The sequence below is a fragment of the Mesorhizobium sp. M3A.F.Ca.ET.175.01.1.1 genome, assembly GCF_004791945.1.
Classification (GTDB): domain Bacteria; phylum Pseudomonadota; class Alphaproteobacteria; order Rhizobiales; family Rhizobiaceae; genus Mesorhizobium.
The window spans coordinates 158123-175226 of record NZ_SRTP01000002.1; the positions used below are offsets into that span (position 1 = coordinate 158123).

Annotated in this window: 16 protein-coding genes; 3 read left to right on the forward strand and 13 right to left on the reverse strand. The window is 63.2% G+C overall.

The genetic code is table 11. From position 1 onward, the window contains the following. Window positions 1-56 precede the first annotated feature (56 nt). Window positions 57-947, forward strand: a complete 891-nt coding sequence (locus EN818_RS05380; RefSeq protein WP_165349996.1) for a sulfotransferase — start codon at window positions 57-59, stop codon at window positions 945-947. 95 nt (window positions 948-1042) lie between these two features. On the opposite strand, the gene EN818_RS05385 is transcribed toward EN818_RS05380, so the two are convergent. From EN818_RS05385 to EN818_RS05405, 5 genes are all read right to left on the reverse strand, one after another. After that, complete coding sequence (locus EN818_RS05385) at window positions 1043-1189, reverse strand: hypothetical protein (RefSeq protein ID WP_095804386.1); 147 nt, start codon at window positions 1187-1189, stop codon at window positions 1043-1045. Window positions 1190-1217: 28 nt separating this feature from the next. After that, a complete protein-coding gene (locus tag EN818_RS05390; RefSeq protein WP_129553780.1) occupies window positions 1218-1472 on the reverse strand; it encodes a GlsB/YeaQ/YmgE family stress response membrane protein in 255 nt (84 codons plus the stop codon). A 308-nt stretch (window positions 1473-1780) separates the two neighbouring features. Beyond that, complete coding sequence (locus EN818_RS05395) at window positions 1781-1975, reverse strand: hypothetical protein (protein WP_095804388.1); 195 nt, start codon at window positions 1973-1975, stop codon at window positions 1781-1783. A gap of 51 nt (window positions 1976-2026) precedes the next feature. Further along, window positions 2027-2647 carry a ribonuclease D gene (locus EN818_RS05400; protein WP_129553779.1) on the reverse strand — a complete coding sequence of 207 codons (621 nt, stop codon included), beginning with the start codon at window positions 2645-2647 and terminating at the stop codon, window positions 2027-2029. Between the two features lie 136 nt (window positions 2648-2783). Then, on the reverse strand, window positions 2784-4169 hold the full coding sequence (locus tag EN818_RS05405) for a M20/M25/M40 family metallo-hydrolase (RefSeq protein WP_095804390.1): 1386 nt from the start codon (window positions 4167-4169) through the stop codon (window positions 2784-2786). 423 nt (window positions 4170-4592) lie between these two features. Here EN818_RS05405 and polA point away from each other — a divergent pair, with 423 nt between their 5' ends. After that, the gene (gene polA / locus EN818_RS05410) at window positions 4593-7559 is read left to right on the forward strand and encodes a DNA polymerase I (protein WP_189523767.1); all 2967 of its coding nucleotides are present in this window, start codon (window positions 4593-4595) and stop codon (window positions 7557-7559) included. Between the two features lie 156 nt (window positions 7560-7715). Here the strand turns inward: polA and EN818_RS05415 are convergent, their stop codons facing one another. The 8 genes from EN818_RS05415 to EN818_RS05450 all read right to left on the reverse strand — a co-directional run bounded on the left by EN818_RS05415 (window position 7716) and on the right by EN818_RS05450 (window position 15605). Further along, complete coding sequence (locus EN818_RS05415) at window positions 7716-8120, reverse strand: Fur family transcriptional regulator (protein WP_129554080.1); 405 nt, start codon at window positions 8118-8120, stop codon at window positions 7716-7718. Window positions 8121-8254: 134 nt separating this feature from the next. After that, window positions 8255-9301 (reverse strand): L-glyceraldehyde 3-phosphate reductase, encoded by a 1047-nt coding sequence (gene mgrA / locus EN818_RS05420; protein WP_129553777.1) that lies wholly within the window; start codon window positions 9299-9301, stop codon window positions 8255-8257. A 131-nt stretch (window positions 9302-9432) separates the two neighbouring features. After that, window positions 9433-10575 carry a Gfo/Idh/MocA family oxidoreductase gene (locus tag EN818_RS05425; protein WP_129553776.1) on the reverse strand — a complete coding sequence of 381 codons (1143 nt, stop codon included), beginning with the start codon at window positions 10573-10575 and terminating at the stop codon, window positions 9433-9435. A gap of 11 nt (window positions 10576-10586) precedes the next feature. Next, entirely contained in the window at window positions 10587-11333 is a 747-nt protein-coding gene (locus EN818_RS05430) for a sugar phosphate isomerase/epimerase (protein WP_129553775.1), read from the reverse strand. A gap of 35 nt (window positions 11334-11368) precedes the next feature. Next, on the reverse strand, window positions 11369-12466 hold the full coding sequence (gene ugpC / locus EN818_RS05435) for a sn-glycerol-3-phosphate ABC transporter ATP-binding protein UgpC (protein ID WP_129554079.1): 1098 nt from the start codon (window positions 12464-12466) through the stop codon (window positions 11369-11371). 2 nt (window positions 12467-12468) lie between these two features. After that, entirely contained in the window at window positions 12469-13398 is a 930-nt protein-coding gene (locus EN818_RS05440) for a carbohydrate ABC transporter permease (protein WP_129553774.1), read from the reverse strand. Next, window positions 13391-14284: a sugar ABC transporter permease gene (locus EN818_RS05445; protein ID WP_095804397.1), complete on the reverse strand. Its 894-nt coding sequence runs from the start codon at window positions 14282-14284 to the stop codon at window positions 13391-13393. The genes EN818_RS05440 and EN818_RS05445 overlap by 8 nt, the downstream gene beginning before the upstream one ends. 82 nt (window positions 14285-14366) lie before the next feature. Beyond that, window positions 14367-15605: an ABC transporter substrate-binding protein gene (locus EN818_RS05450; RefSeq protein WP_129553773.1), complete on the reverse strand. Its 1239-nt coding sequence runs from the start codon at window positions 15603-15605 to the stop codon at window positions 14367-14369. A 380-nt stretch (window positions 15606-15985) separates the two neighbouring features. Here EN818_RS05450 and EN818_RS05455 point away from each other — a divergent pair, with 380 nt between their 5' ends. After that, window positions 15986-17029, forward strand: coding sequence for a LacI family transcriptional regulator (locus EN818_RS05455; protein WP_129553772.1), 1044 nt, complete (start codon window positions 15986-15988; stop codon window positions 17027-17029). Window positions 17030-17104: the final 75 nt, after the last annotated feature.

Below are 17104 nucleotides of genomic sequence, written 5' to 3' on the forward strand. Positions count from 1 at the left end.
ATTACTCTTTTGAGTGGGGCTTGATTCAATTGAAATTCCAGGTGGATTGAATCAATTTGAAGTTGCAAACGATAGATAATGCCGGCCCCCATCTGGCTTCCGCGCTTCCACCGCCGATTGTCGTCATCAACACCGCTCACTCGGGCAGCCGACTTCTTGCTCGGGTGCTGATGGACGCTGGCGTATACATGGGCACGAACCTGAACGAGTCGCTCGATTGCCTGGAAATCCAGCCATTGGTGGAGCACGCGGTTCTCGCGTCACGAAACGGCGTGCCAGCCGGCCGCGAGCTCGACGACCCTCAAAGCCGTCGCTTGGCCGAACGCCATTTCGGCAATCACCTTCGTGACTTGGGTGCCGCGACCCGGTGGGGCTGGAAGCTGTGCGAAACGCTGCTGATCGTCCCCTTGATACGAAGGTATTTTCCGAAGGCGATTTTCATCCATCTGGTGCGGGACGGCCGCGATGTCGCGCTGAGCCCTTTTGTGGCGCCCAAAGCCGCGTTCTGGCGGAAGGTCTATTTCGGCAGTTCCGATCTCGACTCCTGGCACGGATATCCCATGACGCAGCGGGCCTATCGGGCTCGCGGCATGCTGTTTAACGCGCATCGGTGGCAATACCACGTCGATCTTGCCAGGGAGTTTTCTCAAACGCTCGGCGAACGCTATATCGAGGTCAAATACGAGGACTTGGTCCTGGACTATGAGGCTACCGTAAGTCGCCTGTTTGGCAGGCTTTCACTGTCTATGGCCCAGACCGGCAAGAAGCCCAGGCTGCCCACGTCTTCGATCGGCAAATGGCGCCAGCTCCCGCAGCGCGACCTCGATGCGCTGTGTGCCATCATGGAGCCAACGCTCTCCGAGGTCGGATACACGCAAGTCGGAGATATCCCGCCGGCTCGTCATGCAACGCTGCTGGAGAAGCTTGCCTACCGCCGGTATTTTTAGGCGTGTGAAACGGTTTTCCGTCCGGATTTGGCTTGAGACAAACAAGCCACCGCCCTGGGCGCCTGGCGAATGGCGACAGTTCTCCCGGCGCTCGATCAGTTCTGCTGGATGGAAATGCCCTTGTCGTCGATCTTGAGCTCGACGCCTTTCGGCCTTGTCTGCTCGCGATAGATGTAGACGCCAAGCGCGATGACCACGACCACGAGCGCGCCGATGATCAGGTAGAGTGCGTTCTGCTTCATGGCGCGTCTCCGATGTCCCTTTGCAAGGTCAGGCCTGCTTCACCAGTTTGATCAGCACCAGCAGGATCACCGCGCCGATCGTGGCGTGGACGATCGCGGCAAGGATGCCGCCGCCCACCGCAAAACCCAGCCTCGGGAACAGCCAGCCGGCGATCAGGGCGCCGACGATGCCGACCACGATGTTCCCGACCAGTCCAAAACCGAAACCCTTGACGATCAGGCCCGCAAGCCAGCCCGCGATCGCGCCGACGATGATGAAGAGGAGCAGACTTTCGACACCCATGCATGTCCCTCCGGTGAACGGCGACGGCGGAGACAAGCTCCGAATCAGCCATCGATTACAAGGGCTTCAGGCTAAAGCATGTCTCCCGAAAGTGGAAACCGGTTTCCGGACAAAGGGATTAGCAGATCAAAACCCAAGGCGCATCGAGCAATCGCGGCGTGCTCGGTGCATGTCGCCCGGAAGTGTGCAGCGGTTCTGGGGCAGCGACATGCATCAAAACAAGGACTTAAAGCGCGTCGCCGGAATCCCTTTCAGCGCGACGCGCTTTGGGCGAAAGTTGCGCGCCGGCGACGTCGTTCTTTTGGTCGTCACTCGTCGCCTGAAGCCGGCCGCCAGCTGGTCGGAACGACCTTCTTTTGGGTGTCGCTGTCGATGTAGACCCACCATCCGCCGTCGCGATACTGCGCGATCGATTCGTTGACCACGCCGTCGCTGTCCTTCCACAGGACGGTGACCTTCGAGCCGTCCTTCGGCGCGCTTTCGATCGGTTTGCGCTCTGCCATCTCGACTCTCCCTTGGACCGGCAGGAACGCCCCTCGACGCGCCCGGTTCCGTCAGCTGTGCGCGAAGATGTCTTCTTCCGCCCAGCCCATCAGGTCGAGCTTGGCCCGTGTCGGCAGGAAACGGAAGCAGGCGTCGGCCTCTTCGGTGCGGCCCTCGCGCGCCAGCCGTGCGGCCAGCGCCTCGCGCAGCCGGTGCAGGTAGAGCACGTCCGAGGCGGCATATTCGAGCTGTTCCGGCGACAGCGTTTCCGCCGCCCAGTCCGAGGACTGCTGCGCCTTCGACAGCCCGATGCCGAGCAACTCGTTGCAGATATCCTTCAACCCATGCCGGTCGGTATAGGTGCGCGTCAGACGCGACGCGATCTTGGTGCAGAACACCGGCTCGGCCATGACGCCGAAGCTCTGGTAGAGCACGGCGATATCGAAGCGGCCATAGTGGAACAGCTTGGTGATGGCATGGTTGCGGAGCAGGCTGACGAGATTGGGCGCCTCGCGCTGCCCCGGCGCGATCTGGATGACATCGGCGCTGCTGTCGCCGGGTGAGATCTGCACCACGCAGAGCCGGTCGCGATGCGGGTTGAGACCCAAGGTTTCCGTGTCGATGGCCACCGCCCCGACATCGTAGCGGGACAGATCCGGCAGATCATTCTTGTGGAAACGGATATCGGTCATCTTTCTCTCCGGTCCGCAACCGCAACGCCAGACATCCGTGGGATGCGCAAGCGGCGTTGCGCTGATAATCCGTCCTTGCCGTGATCAGCGCAAAAATCAACAGAAAGTTGCTTCTGAGCTTCGCGTGGTGATGAGGTCAGCGGGTCAGCGCATCGAGAATACGGGCCCAGGAGCGCTGCCCCTTGTGGAAGGAGGTCAGCTCGTATTTCTCGTTCGGCGAATGGATACGGTCGTCGTCGAGGCCGAAGCCGACCAGCAGCGATTCCATGCCCAGATAGGTCTGGAAGTCGCCGACCACCGGGATCGACCCGCCGCCGCCGGTGGTCACCGCCTGCTTCTCCCATTCGTCGGACAGCGCGTCCTTGGCCTTGGCCAGGAACGGTGAGTCGTAGGAGAGCTGAATCGCCGGCGAGCCGCCATGCGGATGGAATTCGACCGAGCAATCGGCCGGGATGCGTTCGCGCACGAAAGTCTGGAACGCGGCACGGATTTTCTTCGGATCCTGCTTGTGGACAAGCCGGAACGACACCTTGGCCGAGGCTTCCGCCGCGATCACCGTCTTGAATCCCTTGCCGGTGTAGCCGCCGATGATGCCGTTGAACTCCGCCGTCGGCCGCGCCCAGGTGAGTTCCAGCACCGAACGGCCCTTTTCACCGGCGGGAATGGAAAGCCCGACCGGTCCAAGGAAGGTCTCGGCGGTTTCGCCCAGCCCCTCCCAGGACTTCAGCACCTGCGAAGGCGTCTCCTCGACGCCGTCATAGAAGCCGGGGATGGTGACGCGGCCGTCCTCGTCGTGGACCTCGGCGAGAATCCTGGCGAGGATGCGGATCGGATTGGCGGCCGGGCCGCCATAGAGACCGGAATGCAGGTCGCGGCTGGCCGCCTTGACGGTGATCTCCTCGCCGACCATGCCGCGCAGCGAGACACAAATGGAAGGCGTCTCGCGGTCCCACATGCTGGTGTCGCAGACCAGCGCGAAATCAGCCTTGAGCTCGGCGGCGTTCGCTGCGAGGAACGGTTTCAGCGACGGCGAACCGGATTCCTCCTCGCCTTCGAAAAGGATGGTGACGCGACAAGGCAGATCGCCATGCACCTGCTTCCAGGCGCGGCAGGCCTCGACGAAGGTCATCAGCTGCCCCTTGTCGTCGGCGGAGCCGCGCCCGGCGATCACCTTGCGGCCGGGCTCGATCTCCTTGATCGACGGCGCGAACGGATCGCTCTCCCAAAGCTCGATCGGATCGACCGGCTGCACGTCGTAGTGGCCGTAGAACAGCACATGCGGCGCCCCCGCGGGTCCCTCGTGATGCGCAACCACCATCGGATGTCCGGGCGTGTCGCGAACGCTGGCGTCGAAGCCGATCGCCTTCAGTTCTGCGACCAGCCAATCGGCGGCCTTGCGGCAATCGGCGCTATAGGCGGGATCGGTGGAGATCGACCTGATGCCGAGCAGGCCGAGAAGCCGCGCCAAGCTCTGGTCGAGATTCTGGTCGAGGCGATCGAGGACGGGGGAGATTCTGGACATGCCGAAGCCTTTCGATTTTTGGGCGAACCCTAAAGGGCCGCGCCGAAAAGGCAAAGCCGCGATCGTTGGACCAAGGGACGGAATTCCTGCCGACGGGCAAAAAAGAACCGCCGTGGTGGAGGGGGAACCACGGCGGTCTTTACTCGAAACGTTGCGGCAGCCCGGAGAGGGGGGATAGGCTGCCGCAGTTTGCCCGGTATAGGCGGGGGACGGGCCTTGCTCCGGACTTCGGCGAAAACTGCCGATGACGTGTATTTGGGTCTGTGAACATGGCGATTCAAGGGCACGAAGATTACACTTTTGTAACATACCCGTGAGCGGCCGATTCCACCTGCCGGGGCGATGTCAGGGTGTTGCTGGAACCGGTGGGTTGCACCGCCTTTGGCATGGACCGCGAAGCTGTGCCGCGCTATCCCTGCCGGCATGAAAAAAGGCGATCATCTCTTCCTCGTCGACGGCTCCGGCTACATCTTCCGCGCCTACCACGCCCTGCCGCCGCTCAACCGCAAGTCGGACGGCCTGCCGACCAGCGCCGTCCTCGGCTTCTGCAACATGGTGTGGAAGCTGATGCAGGATGCCCGCAATACCAATGTAGGCATCGTGCCGACCCACTTCGCCGTCATCTTCGACTATTCGGCGAAGACCTTCCGCAGCGATCTGTATCCCGAATACAAGGCCAACCGCTCGGCGCCGCCGGAGGACCTCATTCCGCAATTCGGTCTGATCCGGCAAGCCACCGCGGCATTCAACCTGCCCTGCATCGAGATGGAGGGTTTCGAGGCCGACGACATCATCGCCACCTATTGCCGGCTGGCCTGCGAAGCCGAGGCTGACACCACCATCATCTCCTCCGACAAGGACCTGATGCAGCTCGTCGGCCCGACGGTCGGCATGTACGACCCGATGAAGGACCGTCAGATCGGCATTCCCGAGGTGATCGAGAAATGGGGCGTGCCGCCGGAGAAGATGATCGACCTGCAGGCGCTGACCGGCGACTCCGTCGACAATGTTCCGGGCGTGCCCGGCATCGGGCCGAAAACGGCCGCGCAGCTCCTGGAGCAGTTCGGCGACCTCGACGGCCTGCTCGCGCGGGCCTCGGAGATCAAGCAGGAGAAGCGACGCGAGACCATCATCGCCAATGCCGACAAGGCGCGCATCTCGCGGCAGCTGGTGACACTGAAGAACGACGTGCCGCTGAAAGAGGGCCTCGACGAGTTGGTGCTCCATGCGCCGGACGGGCCGAAGCTGATCGGCTTTCTCAAAACCATGGAGTTCACCACGCTGACCCGCCGCGTCGGGGAAGCGACCGCAACCGAGATCGGTGACGTGCAGGCTTCGGCTGTGACCATCGAGCGCGCGGATACCGCGCACGGCCCCGATGTCGGGGCGGGTGCGCCGCCGGCAAGACCAGCCGCGCCCGGCTCGAACGGCACTGGAACAACTGCAAGACCCGCCGTCAGGGGTGAGGATGCGCCGCCGCAGGGCGATACCCCTTCCCTGCTCTCGGCGCTGCGGCTGGAGGCGGCGTCGGCCCATAAGATCGACTCCTCCACCTATGTCGCCATCCGGGATACGGACACGCTGAAGGCCTGGATAGCCGAGGCAAGAGAGGGCGGCCTGCTTGCCTTCGACGCCGAGACCTCCTCCTTCGACCCGATGCAGGCCGAGTTGATCGGTCTCTCCATGGCGACTGCACCCGGCCGCGCCGCCTACCTGCCGCTAACCCATGGCAGCGGCAGCGGCGACCTGCTTGGCGGCGGCCTGATGGCCGATCAGATCCCGGTCCGGGAAGCGCTGGCGCTGCTCAAGCCGCTGCTCGAGGACAGGTCTGTTCTCAAGATCGTGCAGGACATGAAATACGACATCGTCGTGATGAGCCGGCACGGTATCGAGGTCGCACCTTTCGACGACACGATGCTGATCTCCTATGTGCTCGATGCCGGCACCTCCGGCGGCCACGACCTCGCCTCGCTGTCGGAGAAGTGGCTGGGCCATGCCCCCGCCTCGAAGAAGGAGCTTGCCGGCTCGGGCAAGAACGCCGTCGGCTTCGACCAGGTCGATATAGGGCGGGCGACCGCCTATGCCGCCGAGCAGGCCGACATCACGCTGAGGCTCTGGCAGGTGCTGAAGCCGAGGCTCGCCGCCAAGGGACTGGTTTCGGTCTATGAGCGGCTGGAGCGGCCGCTGGTGCCCGTACTCGCCCGCATGGAGCAGCGCGGCATTTCGGTCGACAGGCAGATCCTGTCCAGGCTGTCGGGCGAGCTGGCGCAAGGGGCAGCGCGCGCCGAGGAGGAAATCTACGGCATCGTCGGCGAGCGCATCAACATCGGCTCGCCGAAGCAGCTCGGCGACATCCTGTTCGGCAAGATGGGTCTGCCGGGCGGCTCCAAGACCAAGACCGGCCAGTGGTCGACCTCGGCGCAGCTCCTGGAGGACCTCGCCGCCGAAGGCCACGAGCTGCCGCGCAAGATCGTCGATTGGCGCCAGCTCACGAAGCTGAAATCGACCTACACCGACGCGCTGCCCGGCTTCATCAATCCCGGCACCAATCGCGTGCACACCTCATACGCGCTCGCCGCGACGACAACGGGACGATTGTCGTCCTCCGATCCAAACCTGCAGAACATCCCGGTGCGCACCGCCGAGGGGCGCAAGATCAGGACCGCCTTCATCGCCGAAAGGGGCCACAAGCTGGTCTCGGCCGATTACAGCCAGATCGAGCTGCGCGTGCTGGCGCACGTTGCCGAGATCCCGCAGCTCAAGCAGGCCTTCGCCGACGGCGCCGACATCCATGCGATCACCGCCTCCGAGATGTTCAGCGTTCCGGTCGAAGGCATGCCTTCGGAGGTGCGCCGGCGCGCCAAGGCAATCAATTTCGGGATCATCTACGGCATCTCGGCCTTCGGCCTCGCCAACCAACTATCGATCCCGCGCGAGGAGGCAGGCGCCTACATCAAACGCTATTTCGAGCGCTTCCCGGGCATTCGCGACTATATCGAGGAAACCAAGGCCTATGCGCGCGAGCATGGCTTCGTCGAGACGATCTTCGGCCGCCGCATCCACTATCCGGAGATACGAGCCTCCAACCCGTCGATCCGCGCCTTCACCGAGCGCGCCTCGATCAACGCCCGGCTCCAGGGCACCGCCGCCGACATCATCCGCCGCGCCATGGTCCACATGGAGGAGGCGCTGGAAAAGGCGAAGCTCTCGGCCCGCATGCTCCTGCAGGTGCATGACGAACTGATCTTCGAGACGGTGGAGGCGGAGGTCGACGCGACGATTCCCGTTGTGCGCCGCGTGATGGAGAACGCGCCGATGCCGGCGGTCTCGATGTCGGTGCCGCTGCACGTCGATGCCCGCGCCGCCGACAATTGGGACGAGGCGCATTAGCCGGCATCCACGCCGGTAAGTGCGGCGAGATTCAGGTCAGGCCGAGTCGAAAAAGGCGGATTCCGAGACCGGAGCGGAGCGTACTTTTCGTACGTGAGCACCGGAAGCGCAGGAAGCCACCTTTTGCAGGCCGGCCTCACCTGAATATCGGCGTACTTATGCCGCTTCCGACCTGCACTTCGCGCAGACACCCCGAAACTCGATCACCGCCTTCTTGGCGGCAAATCCCGTCGAGCGCACCCACTCGTCCAGCCGGTGGTCGACGTCGTGGTCCGACATCTCCGTCACCTGGCCGCAGCTGTCGCAGATGGCGAAGGCGGTCATCGAATGGCTGTGGTCGTGCGGCTCGGCGCAGGCGACGAAGGAGTTGAGGCTTTCGAGCCGGTGCACGAAGCCCGACTTCACCAGCGTGTCTAAAGCGCGATAGACCTGCAGCGGCGCGCGGAAGCCCCGTTCGCGCAGCTGGTCGAGCAGCGTATAGGCGCTGAGCGGCCCGCTGGCCGCCTCGAGCTTCTCGAGCACGCACAGCTGGTTCTTGGTCAGCGCATCCCTTGCCGTCATCATCCCGTTCCGGTCATGGCGTCGTCCCGCGCGTCGATTGCGCACGCGAACGGTCTCGACTCCATGAGATAACGACGAACCGGCGTTTTTGCCACTGTTTCCGCAGCGCTCGCCGCCCTGGCGTCGGCCAGGCCCTACTTGCGCGGCGGCCCTTTGCGCTCGGCCGAAGCCGCCCACAGGTTGATATCGGCCTCGTGCGCATAGGTGTCGATCTCGGCGAGCTCGGCATCGCTGAAGTCGAGTGCCTTGAGCGCGCCGACGCAATCCTCGACCTGCTCCGGCTGGCTGGCGCCGATCAGCGCCGTAGTCACCCTGCCCCTGCGCAGCACCCAGGCCAGCGCCATCTGCGCCAGCGTCTGGCCGCGCCGGCCGGCGATGGCGTTGAGCGCCTCGATGTTGGCGATCGACTTGTCGTTGATGAAGGCCGGCCTGAGCGACTTGCCCTGGCTGGCGCGGCTGCCCTCGGGAATGCCACCGAGATATTTGTCGGTCAGCATGCCCTGCGCCAGCGGCGAGAAGACGATCGAGCCGATGCCGAGACCCTCCAGCGTGTCGAGCAGCCCGTCCTCCTCGACCCAGCGGTTGAGCAGGGAATAGCTCGGCTGGTGGATGAGGCAGGGCGTGCCGAGCTGCCTCAGAATGTCGGCCGCCTCGCGCGTACGCTGTGAATTGTAGGAGGATATGCCGGCATAGAGCGCCTTGCCGGAGCGCACGGCATGGTCGAGCGCGCCCATTGTTTCTTCCAGCGGCGTCTCGGGATCGAAGCGGTGGGAATAGAAGATGTCGACATAATCGAGCCCTATCCGCTTCAGGCTCTGGTCGAGGCTCGACAGCACATATTTGCGGCTGCCCCATTCGCCGTAAGGTCCGGCCCACATTTCATAGCCGGCCTTGGTGGAGATTATCAGCTCGTCGCGATAAGCGGCAAAGTCGGTGCGCATGATCTCGCCGAAGGCGATCTCGGCCGAGCCGGGCGGCGGGCCGTAATTATTGGCCAGGTCGAAATGCGTGATGCCGAGATCGAAGGCCTTGCGCACGATTGCCTGCTTGGTCTTGTGCGGCGTGTCGTTGCCGAAATTGTGCCAGAGCCCGAGCGAGATCGCCGGCAGCTTCAGACCGGACCGGCCGCAACGGTTATAGATCATCTTCTCGTAGCGGTTTTCGGCGGCGACATAGGGCATAGGGAATCCTCAGATCTGAACGGAGCGGGCCCAGCCGCGAAAGTTGCGCGCATAAACCACGCCCCACCCTTTACCTTCTCCCCGGCGGAAGGAGGAGAGGCAATCGGCAAATTATCGATAATCGCAGGAGGCTACTTCCCCGTGGCCATGAGCGCCTTTGCTTCCTTGATGCCAAGCGCTGCCGGCCGCTCGCATGTCGTCTGCATGGCGACGAACTTGCCGCTTTCGCCCGAGCGCAGGATGCCGGTCATCACGTCGACGGCGTGCAGCGCCAGTTCCATCGAGCAGCGATGCGGCCGCCCTTGCGCGATCGCGATCGCCATGTCGGCGAGGCCGGCGGTGCGGTAGTTGGCCAACATGCCCTGCGAATGCATGTCGTTCGGCACGGCGAAAGGGTGCTCCCATCTCGGTAGCTTCTTGACCGGCTTGGTGCCGTTTGTGAACCGCACCTCGCCGCCGAAGAAGTTCGGGTCCGGCACGAACACGGTGCCGAGCTCGCCATAGAGTTCCATCGGCGCATGGCCGTGGCTCCAGACGTCCCAGCTGGTGTTGAGCGTGATCACCGCGCCGTTCTCGAACTCGAGCAGGCCGTGGATGGTGGTCGGTGTGTTGACTGGGATCTTTTCACCCGCCCGCGGCTTGGAGCCGATGGTTCGCTCCTTGGCCGGCGTCGCCGCGAAGGCCGCCACTCGGCTGACCGGCCCGATCAGTTGGATCAGGTTGGTGATATAGTACGGGCCGATGTCGAGCACCGGACCGGCGCCCGGCTGGAAGAAGAAATCCGGATTGGGATGCCAGTGCTCCATGCCATGGCCCATCACGTGGCAGGTGCCGCTGGTGATCCTGCCGAGCTTGCCGTCATCGATGAGGCTGCGCACCAGCTGATGCGCTCCGCCGAGAAAGGTGTCGGGCGCCGAGCCGATGCGCAGGCCTTTCTTTTGCGCCCGCTTCTTCAGGTCGAGTCCTTCCTTGACCGACAACACGAAGGGCTTTTCGGAATAGACATGCTTGCCGGCGTCGAGCACCTGCTTCGACACCTCGTAATGCACCGCCGGGATCGTCAGATTGACGATGATGTCGATGTCGTCTGCCCTGAGCAGTTGGTCGACTGTCTCGGCGCGCAGCTTGAATTCCTTCGCGCGCGCCTTCGCTGCATCCATGTTGATGTCCGCGCAGGCGCGCATCTCGATACCGCGAAACAGCGGCGCCAGCGAGAAATACGCTCTTGAGATGTTGCCGCAGCCGATCACGCCGACGCCAAGTTTCCTTGCCATGTGTGGTGCTCCTAGTGGGTCTTGGCGGCTGCGATCGAGCGGCGGGCGAAACGCTCGATGTCGTTGGGGTTGTCCTGTTCCATCACGTAGTAGCTTGCGGCGCTCTTGGCGCGGAATGCCTTGATCAGGCCGGGCCAATCGATCGTGCCGTGGCCGACATCCGACCAGCCGTCCTCATCCAGTCCCTCGCCGGGCTTGGCGATGTCCTTGACATGGACGGCGACGATGCGCTTGCCGTGTTTTTCGATCCAGGGCAGCGGGTCGGCGCCGCCGCGCACCACCCAGGCGACATCCATCTCCCAGCCGATGTCCGGAGCGGCCGCCAGGATATGATCCTGTGGCAGCGAGCCATCGGCGAGCGCCTTGAATTCGAAATCGTGATTGTGCCAGGCAAATCCGTAGCCCGCCTTCTTGGCGGTCTCGCCGACCTTGGCCAGACGCTCGCCGAAGCCGCGCCAGCCGGCGGCATCGCTCGGCCGCGCATCAGGCATCAGATAAGGGCAGATCAAAAGGGTTATGCCGAGCGCGTCGGCTGTTCTGCGCACACCGTTGAAATCCTTCTCCAGCGCATCGATCGAGAAATGGCCGGTCGGCATGGCCAGCCCGTTCTTGTCGAGTTCGGCGCGGAAGCCCTTCGGGTCGTCATAGACGCCGCCGAAGCCTTCGACTTCCTTGTAGCCGAGCTCGCCGAGCATTTTCAGCACGTCCGTCCATGGTTGGAAGTTTCGGGCGCTGTAGAGTTGGAATGACCAGTTCATCTGTCTGTCCGTTCTGCTTGGGGTGGTTTGGAAGATCAAAGGCGGTTGCCGGTTTGAGCATCGAAGAGAGAGGCACGCATAGGATCGAAGCCGATGCTGGCCGTGTCCGCATTCTTGGGCGTGCGCTCGGAAGTCACGCGAACGGTGAAATTCTGCTTGGCCAGCTTCAGCCAGACCAGCGTGTCGGACCCCATCGGCTCGACGACCTCGACAGTCGCCGTCGCGGCGAACGGCCACCCAGTGCCGCTATTGAAAGCGACATGTTCGGGGCGGATGCCGAACACCGCCGGTCCCGGCGTCGGCTCCTTCTCGAAAACATAGGTTGCCAGCGGAATACGCACGTCCTCGACCGCGAAGGACCAGCCATCGCCGCTTTTTTCGAGCCTGCCATCGACGAAATTCATCGCCGGCGAGCCGAGAAAGCCGGCGACGAAGCGATTGACCGGGCGGTTGTAGATGGTCTGCGGCGCGTCGAGTTGCTGGATGACGCCGCCTTTCATCAGCGCGATGCGGTCGGCAAGCGTCATCGCTTCGATCTGGTCATGGGTGACGTAGATCATGGTGTTCTCGAGCTTGCGGTGCAGCAGCTTGATCTCGACGCGCAGCTCCGAGCGCAGCTTGGCGTCGAGGTTGGAGAGCGGCTCGTCGAACAGGAAGACGTCGACATCGCGCACCAGCGCCCGCCCGATGGCCACCCGCTGGCGCTGACCGCCGGAAAGCGCGGCCGGCTTGCGCTGCAGCAGCGGCTCGATCTGCAGGATCTCGGCCGCGCGCGCGATGCGTTTGGCGATCTCGTCCTTGGGCACGCCCGCGACGCGCAGGCCGAAGGAGAGGTTCTTCTCGACCGTCATTTGCGGGTAGAGCGCATAGGACTGGAACACCATGCCGATGCCGCGATCCTTCGGCTCTTCCCAGGTGACGTTCTTGCCCTTGATGAAGATGCGGCCCTCGGAGATGTCGAGCAGGCCGGCGATGCAGTTGAGCAAGGTGGACTTGCCGCAGCCGGACGGCCCGAGCAGCACGATGAACTCGCCCTCCGCGACATCCAAGTCGAGCGTTTGCAAAACGGTGACCGCGCCGAAATTGAGCGACAGATTCTGGATCGAAACGCTAGGATTGGCGATCGCTGCCATCGTCATCCTTTCACCGCGCCGGCGGCGATGCCGCGCACGAACAGCTTGCCGGAAATGAAGTAGACGATGAGGGGCACAAGGCCGGTCAGGATGGTGGCGGCCATGTTGACGTTGTACTCCTTCACGCCCTGCACGGAGTTGACGATGTTGTTGAGCTGCACCGTCATCGGATAGGTGTCGGGGCGGGTGTAGACGACGCCGAACAGGAAATCGTTCCAGATGCCGGTCACCTGCAGGATGATGGCGACGACGAAGATCGGCAGCGACATCGGCAGCATGATGCGCAGATAGATGCCCCAGAAGCCGGCGCCGTCGACGCGCGCCGCCCGGAACAGTTCCTCCGGCATCGACGTGAAGTAGTTGCGGAAGAGCAGCGTCAGGATCGGCATGCCGAAGATCGAATGCACGATCACCAGACCGGTCAGTGTCCCGTAGATGCCGATCTCGCGCAGGATGATGACGATCGGATAGATCATCACCTGATAGGGGATGAAGGCGCCGACGATGAGGATGATGAAGAAGGCATCGGCGCCCTTGAAGCGCCAGTTGGCCAAAGCGTAGCCGTTGACCGAGGCGATCGCGATCGACAGCAGCACCGACGGCACCGTAATGCGGACCGAGTTCCAGAAGCCGCGCGAAAGTCCGTCGCAATTGAGACCGGTGCAGGCCTGCGACCAAGCCTTCACCCAAGGCTCGAAGGTGATCTCCAGCGGCGGCGAAAAGATGTTGCCGAGGCGGATTTCGGGCATGCCCTTCAGCGAGGTGACGACCATCACGTAGAGCGGCAGAAGATAGTAGAGCGCCACGACGATGAGGGTGCCGTAGAGTAAGATGTTGCGCCGCGAGAGCACATGCCGCGGCTTTGGTCCGCTCGGCCCGACGGCTTGGCGCCCCAGCGCGTCCGCGTCCCTGGAGACAGCTACGTCAGCCACGTTTCCTGCCTCCGAACTCGAGATAGGCCCACGGCACGATGACGATGACCACGGATAGCAGCATCATGGTCGAGGCGGCAAAACCCTGCCCGAGGTTCTGAGCAAAGAACATGTAATCGTAAACGTATTTCGCCGGCACCTCGGAGGCGATGCCCGGGCCGCCGCTGGTCTGGGCCACGACGAGGTCATAGACCTTGACGATGCCGGCGGCGATGATCACCAGCGTCGTGATGAAGACCGGCCGCATCATCGGGATGACGATAAAGAGGTATGTCTTCCACATCGGTATGCCGTCCACCCGCGCCGCCTTCCAGATGTCCTCGTCGATTCCGCGCAGGCCGGCGAGCATCAGGCACATGATCAGCCCCGTGCCTTGCCAGAGTGCCGCGATCGAAATGCCGTAGATGACGATGCTGGAGTTGTAGAGCGGATCGAAGCTGAAGCTCGTCCAGCCGAGGTCTCGCACCACGCCCTGGATGCCGAAGTCCGGATTGAGCAGCCACTGCCAGACCAGGCCGGTGACGATGAAGGAGAGCGCGAACGGATAGAGGAAGATGGTGCGGAAGGTGTCCTCGAAGCGGATCTTTTGGTCGAGCAGGGCCGCCAGGATAAAGCCGATGACCAGCGAGAACACCAGCGAGATGACGCCGTAGATCAACAGGTTCTCGATCGAGACCAGCCAGCGCGGCGTCGCCCACAGCCGGTAATACTGGTCGAGCCCGACGAAGTTCAGCCGCGGCAGAAGCTTCGAATTGGTGAAGGAGTAGAGCACCGTCCAGGCCGTGCCGCCGACGAAGACCACGAGCGCGGTCAGGATCATCGGGATCGATGCGACTTTGGCATTGAGGTTGCGCAAAAGCTGGTTGGGGCGTTCGCTGTTGCTCATTCGGCAGCCGGGCTGAAACAATGAGGACATCATGCTCCCGACCCCGATTGGCAGGGCCGGGAGCCGGCGGGGGCGCCCGTGATCAGTCGGCCGAAGCGATGATGTCGGCGAAGCGCTTCTGCGCCTCCTCGAGCGTCATGTCGGGCTTGGCGAAGAATTCGGAGAACAGATCCTCCTTCTGCTTCTGGCTGTCCTGCGAGAGCAGCTGGTCCGTCCACGGGATCACCGCGCCTTTGGCGAGAATGGCCAGACCCTTCTTCATGCAGTCGTTCGCCGCGTTGACGTCGACGTCGCCGCGCACCGGCAGCGAGCCCTTCTTGAGGTTGAAGGCGACCTGCGTCTTCGGATCGAGCAGCGTCTCGGCCAGCACTTCCTGCGCCTTCGACTTCTCCGCGTCCTTGAGCAGCGGGAAGTAGAACGCATCGCCGCCGGTGGCGATGACCTCATTCAGGCCAAGGCCGGGCAGGCAGGTGTAGTCCTTGCCGGCGGCCTTGCCGGCGACCTGGAACTCGCCCTGCGCCCAGTCGCCCATGATCTGTCCACCGGCCTTGCCGGTGATGACCAGATTGGTCGCCTGGTTCCAATCCTGCACATTGGTGTTCTTGGCCATCTTGCGCGCATCGTCGGCTGCCTTGAACACTTTGGCGATCTCTGGGCCGGCCGCGAATTTGGCGTCCTTTTGCTGGTACACCTTCAGGAAGGCGTCGGTGCCGCCGACCGCGGCGAGCAGCACGTCGAATGCGCCCGATGCCTGCCAGGGCTGCCCGCCGACGGCGAGCGGGATGATGCCGGCCTTTTCCAGCGCCGGCGCGGCGGCGACGAATTCATTCCAGTCCTTCGGCATCGGCACGCCGGCCTTCTGGAAGGCATCGTTCGACAGCCAGAGCCATTGCCAGGAATGGATATTGACCGGCACGCAATAGATCTTGCCGCCGATCGTGCACGAGTCGAGCAGGCTCTTCGGCCGCACGACCTCCGTCCACTTGCCTTTCGTCGCGATGTCGGTGAGGTCGCGCATCAGCCCGGCCTGGACGAGTTCCTCCGCCTGACGGCCATGGTTGAACTGGGTGGCGCCCATTGGATCGCCGCCGGTGATACGGCTGATCATGATCGGCCGCGCCGTGCCGCCGGAACCGGCGATGGCGCCGTCGACCCAGTGATTGCCGGTCGCATCGAACGCCTTGGCGAGTTCCGCGACCGCCGCCGCTTCGCCGCCAGAAGTCCACCAGTGGGTGACTTCGAGATCGGTCGCGGCCGCCGGTCCGGCGACGTTTAGCGCGACCGTCGCGGCAAACGCGGCGGCCAGGAATTTGTATCGCATTTCGGTTCCTCCCAGAATCTGAAACGTTACAGATTTTCGATACGGCAAATGGTTGAGATAGGCAACCCTCGAATGAAACGGACATACGATTTTTTCGCGTTGCGAAGAAAATTCTTCCTCCAGGATGGCCCAGCTCTGCTCGAGTTAGCTCATTTGTGTCAAAATCCACCAGGAAGGAGACCGTCCTTGTGAATCCAGTGGGTTTCGCCGTGTTTCCAGCCTCTTGTCGCGACGATCAAGGCTGACCCTTCAGTCACGAGCGTTGGCAATCTGTAACGTTTCAGTATATTAAACCGTGGCGCGGGTTGAAGACCGCGATTGTCGGCTTGCGCGATTGCAGCTTGGCCTCGCGGCTGCTATGCGCCTGATGGGCGGGACAAATGGATAGACGGGCGACGAAGACGGACGGCGAGACGTCGGCCAAGGAACGGCCGACGCTGAAGACGCTTGCCTTCATGACGGGCCTCGGCGTCACCACAGTGTCGCGCGCGCTGAAGGACGCGCCCGAGATCGGCGCCGAAACCAGGCGTCGCGTGCAGCTCGTCGCCAAGCAGATCGGCTACCGGCCGAACCGCGCCGGCGTGCGGCTCAGAACCGGCAAGACCAACGTCATCAGCCTGGTGCTCAACACCGAGCACGAAATCATGAGCTTCGTCTCGGATATCATCTACGGCGTCTCCGAGGTGATCGCCGACACGCCCTATCATTTGATCGTCACGCCCTACTCGCGCTCGCAGGATCCGCTGGATCCGGTGCGCTATCTGGTCGAGACGGGTTCCGCCGACGGCGTCATCATTTCCCGCGCGCAGCCCAATGATCCGCGGGCCCGCTACATGCTGGAGCGCGGCATTCCCTTTGCCACGCATGGGCGCACCGATATGGGCCTCGTGCACCCCTATCACGACTTCGACAACTATGCGTTCGCCGGCGAAGCGGTGCGCCACCTAGCCGGCATCGGCCGGCGCCGCCTTGCTCTGGTGACGCCGCCGGTCGGGCTCACCTATTACGGTCACACGCTGAACGGTTTTGCCGATGCCTTGAGCGAGGTCGGCGCCAGCGAGGTTCCGTTCAACAGCGTTTCCATCGATCACTCGATCGATCAGATCAGGATGCGAACCGCGCAATTGATGCGCCGCAACGACCGTCCGGACGGCATTGTCAGCAGCGCCGCCGCCGCTACGCTTGCCGTTGTCGCCGGCATCGAGGACGCGGGCTTGAAGCTGGGCAGGGATGTCGACGTGGTGTCCAAACAATCGTCGGAATTGCTGCACCTTTTCCGGCGCGAGCTGCTCGTCGTCAACGAGAATTTCAGGCTCGCCGGCTCAGAACTTGCGCGCGCCGTGCTCGGCTGGATCGCCGGCGCCGACCCCGGCTCGCTGCAGTCGCTCAGCATCCCGAGCGAGGTGCTGTCGTATCGCGGTTAGTTTTGGTTTCCTTCGTCATCCACGGGCGGAGCGGGAGCGAAGCGGACGCGGAGACCCGTGGATGACGAGTAAGGT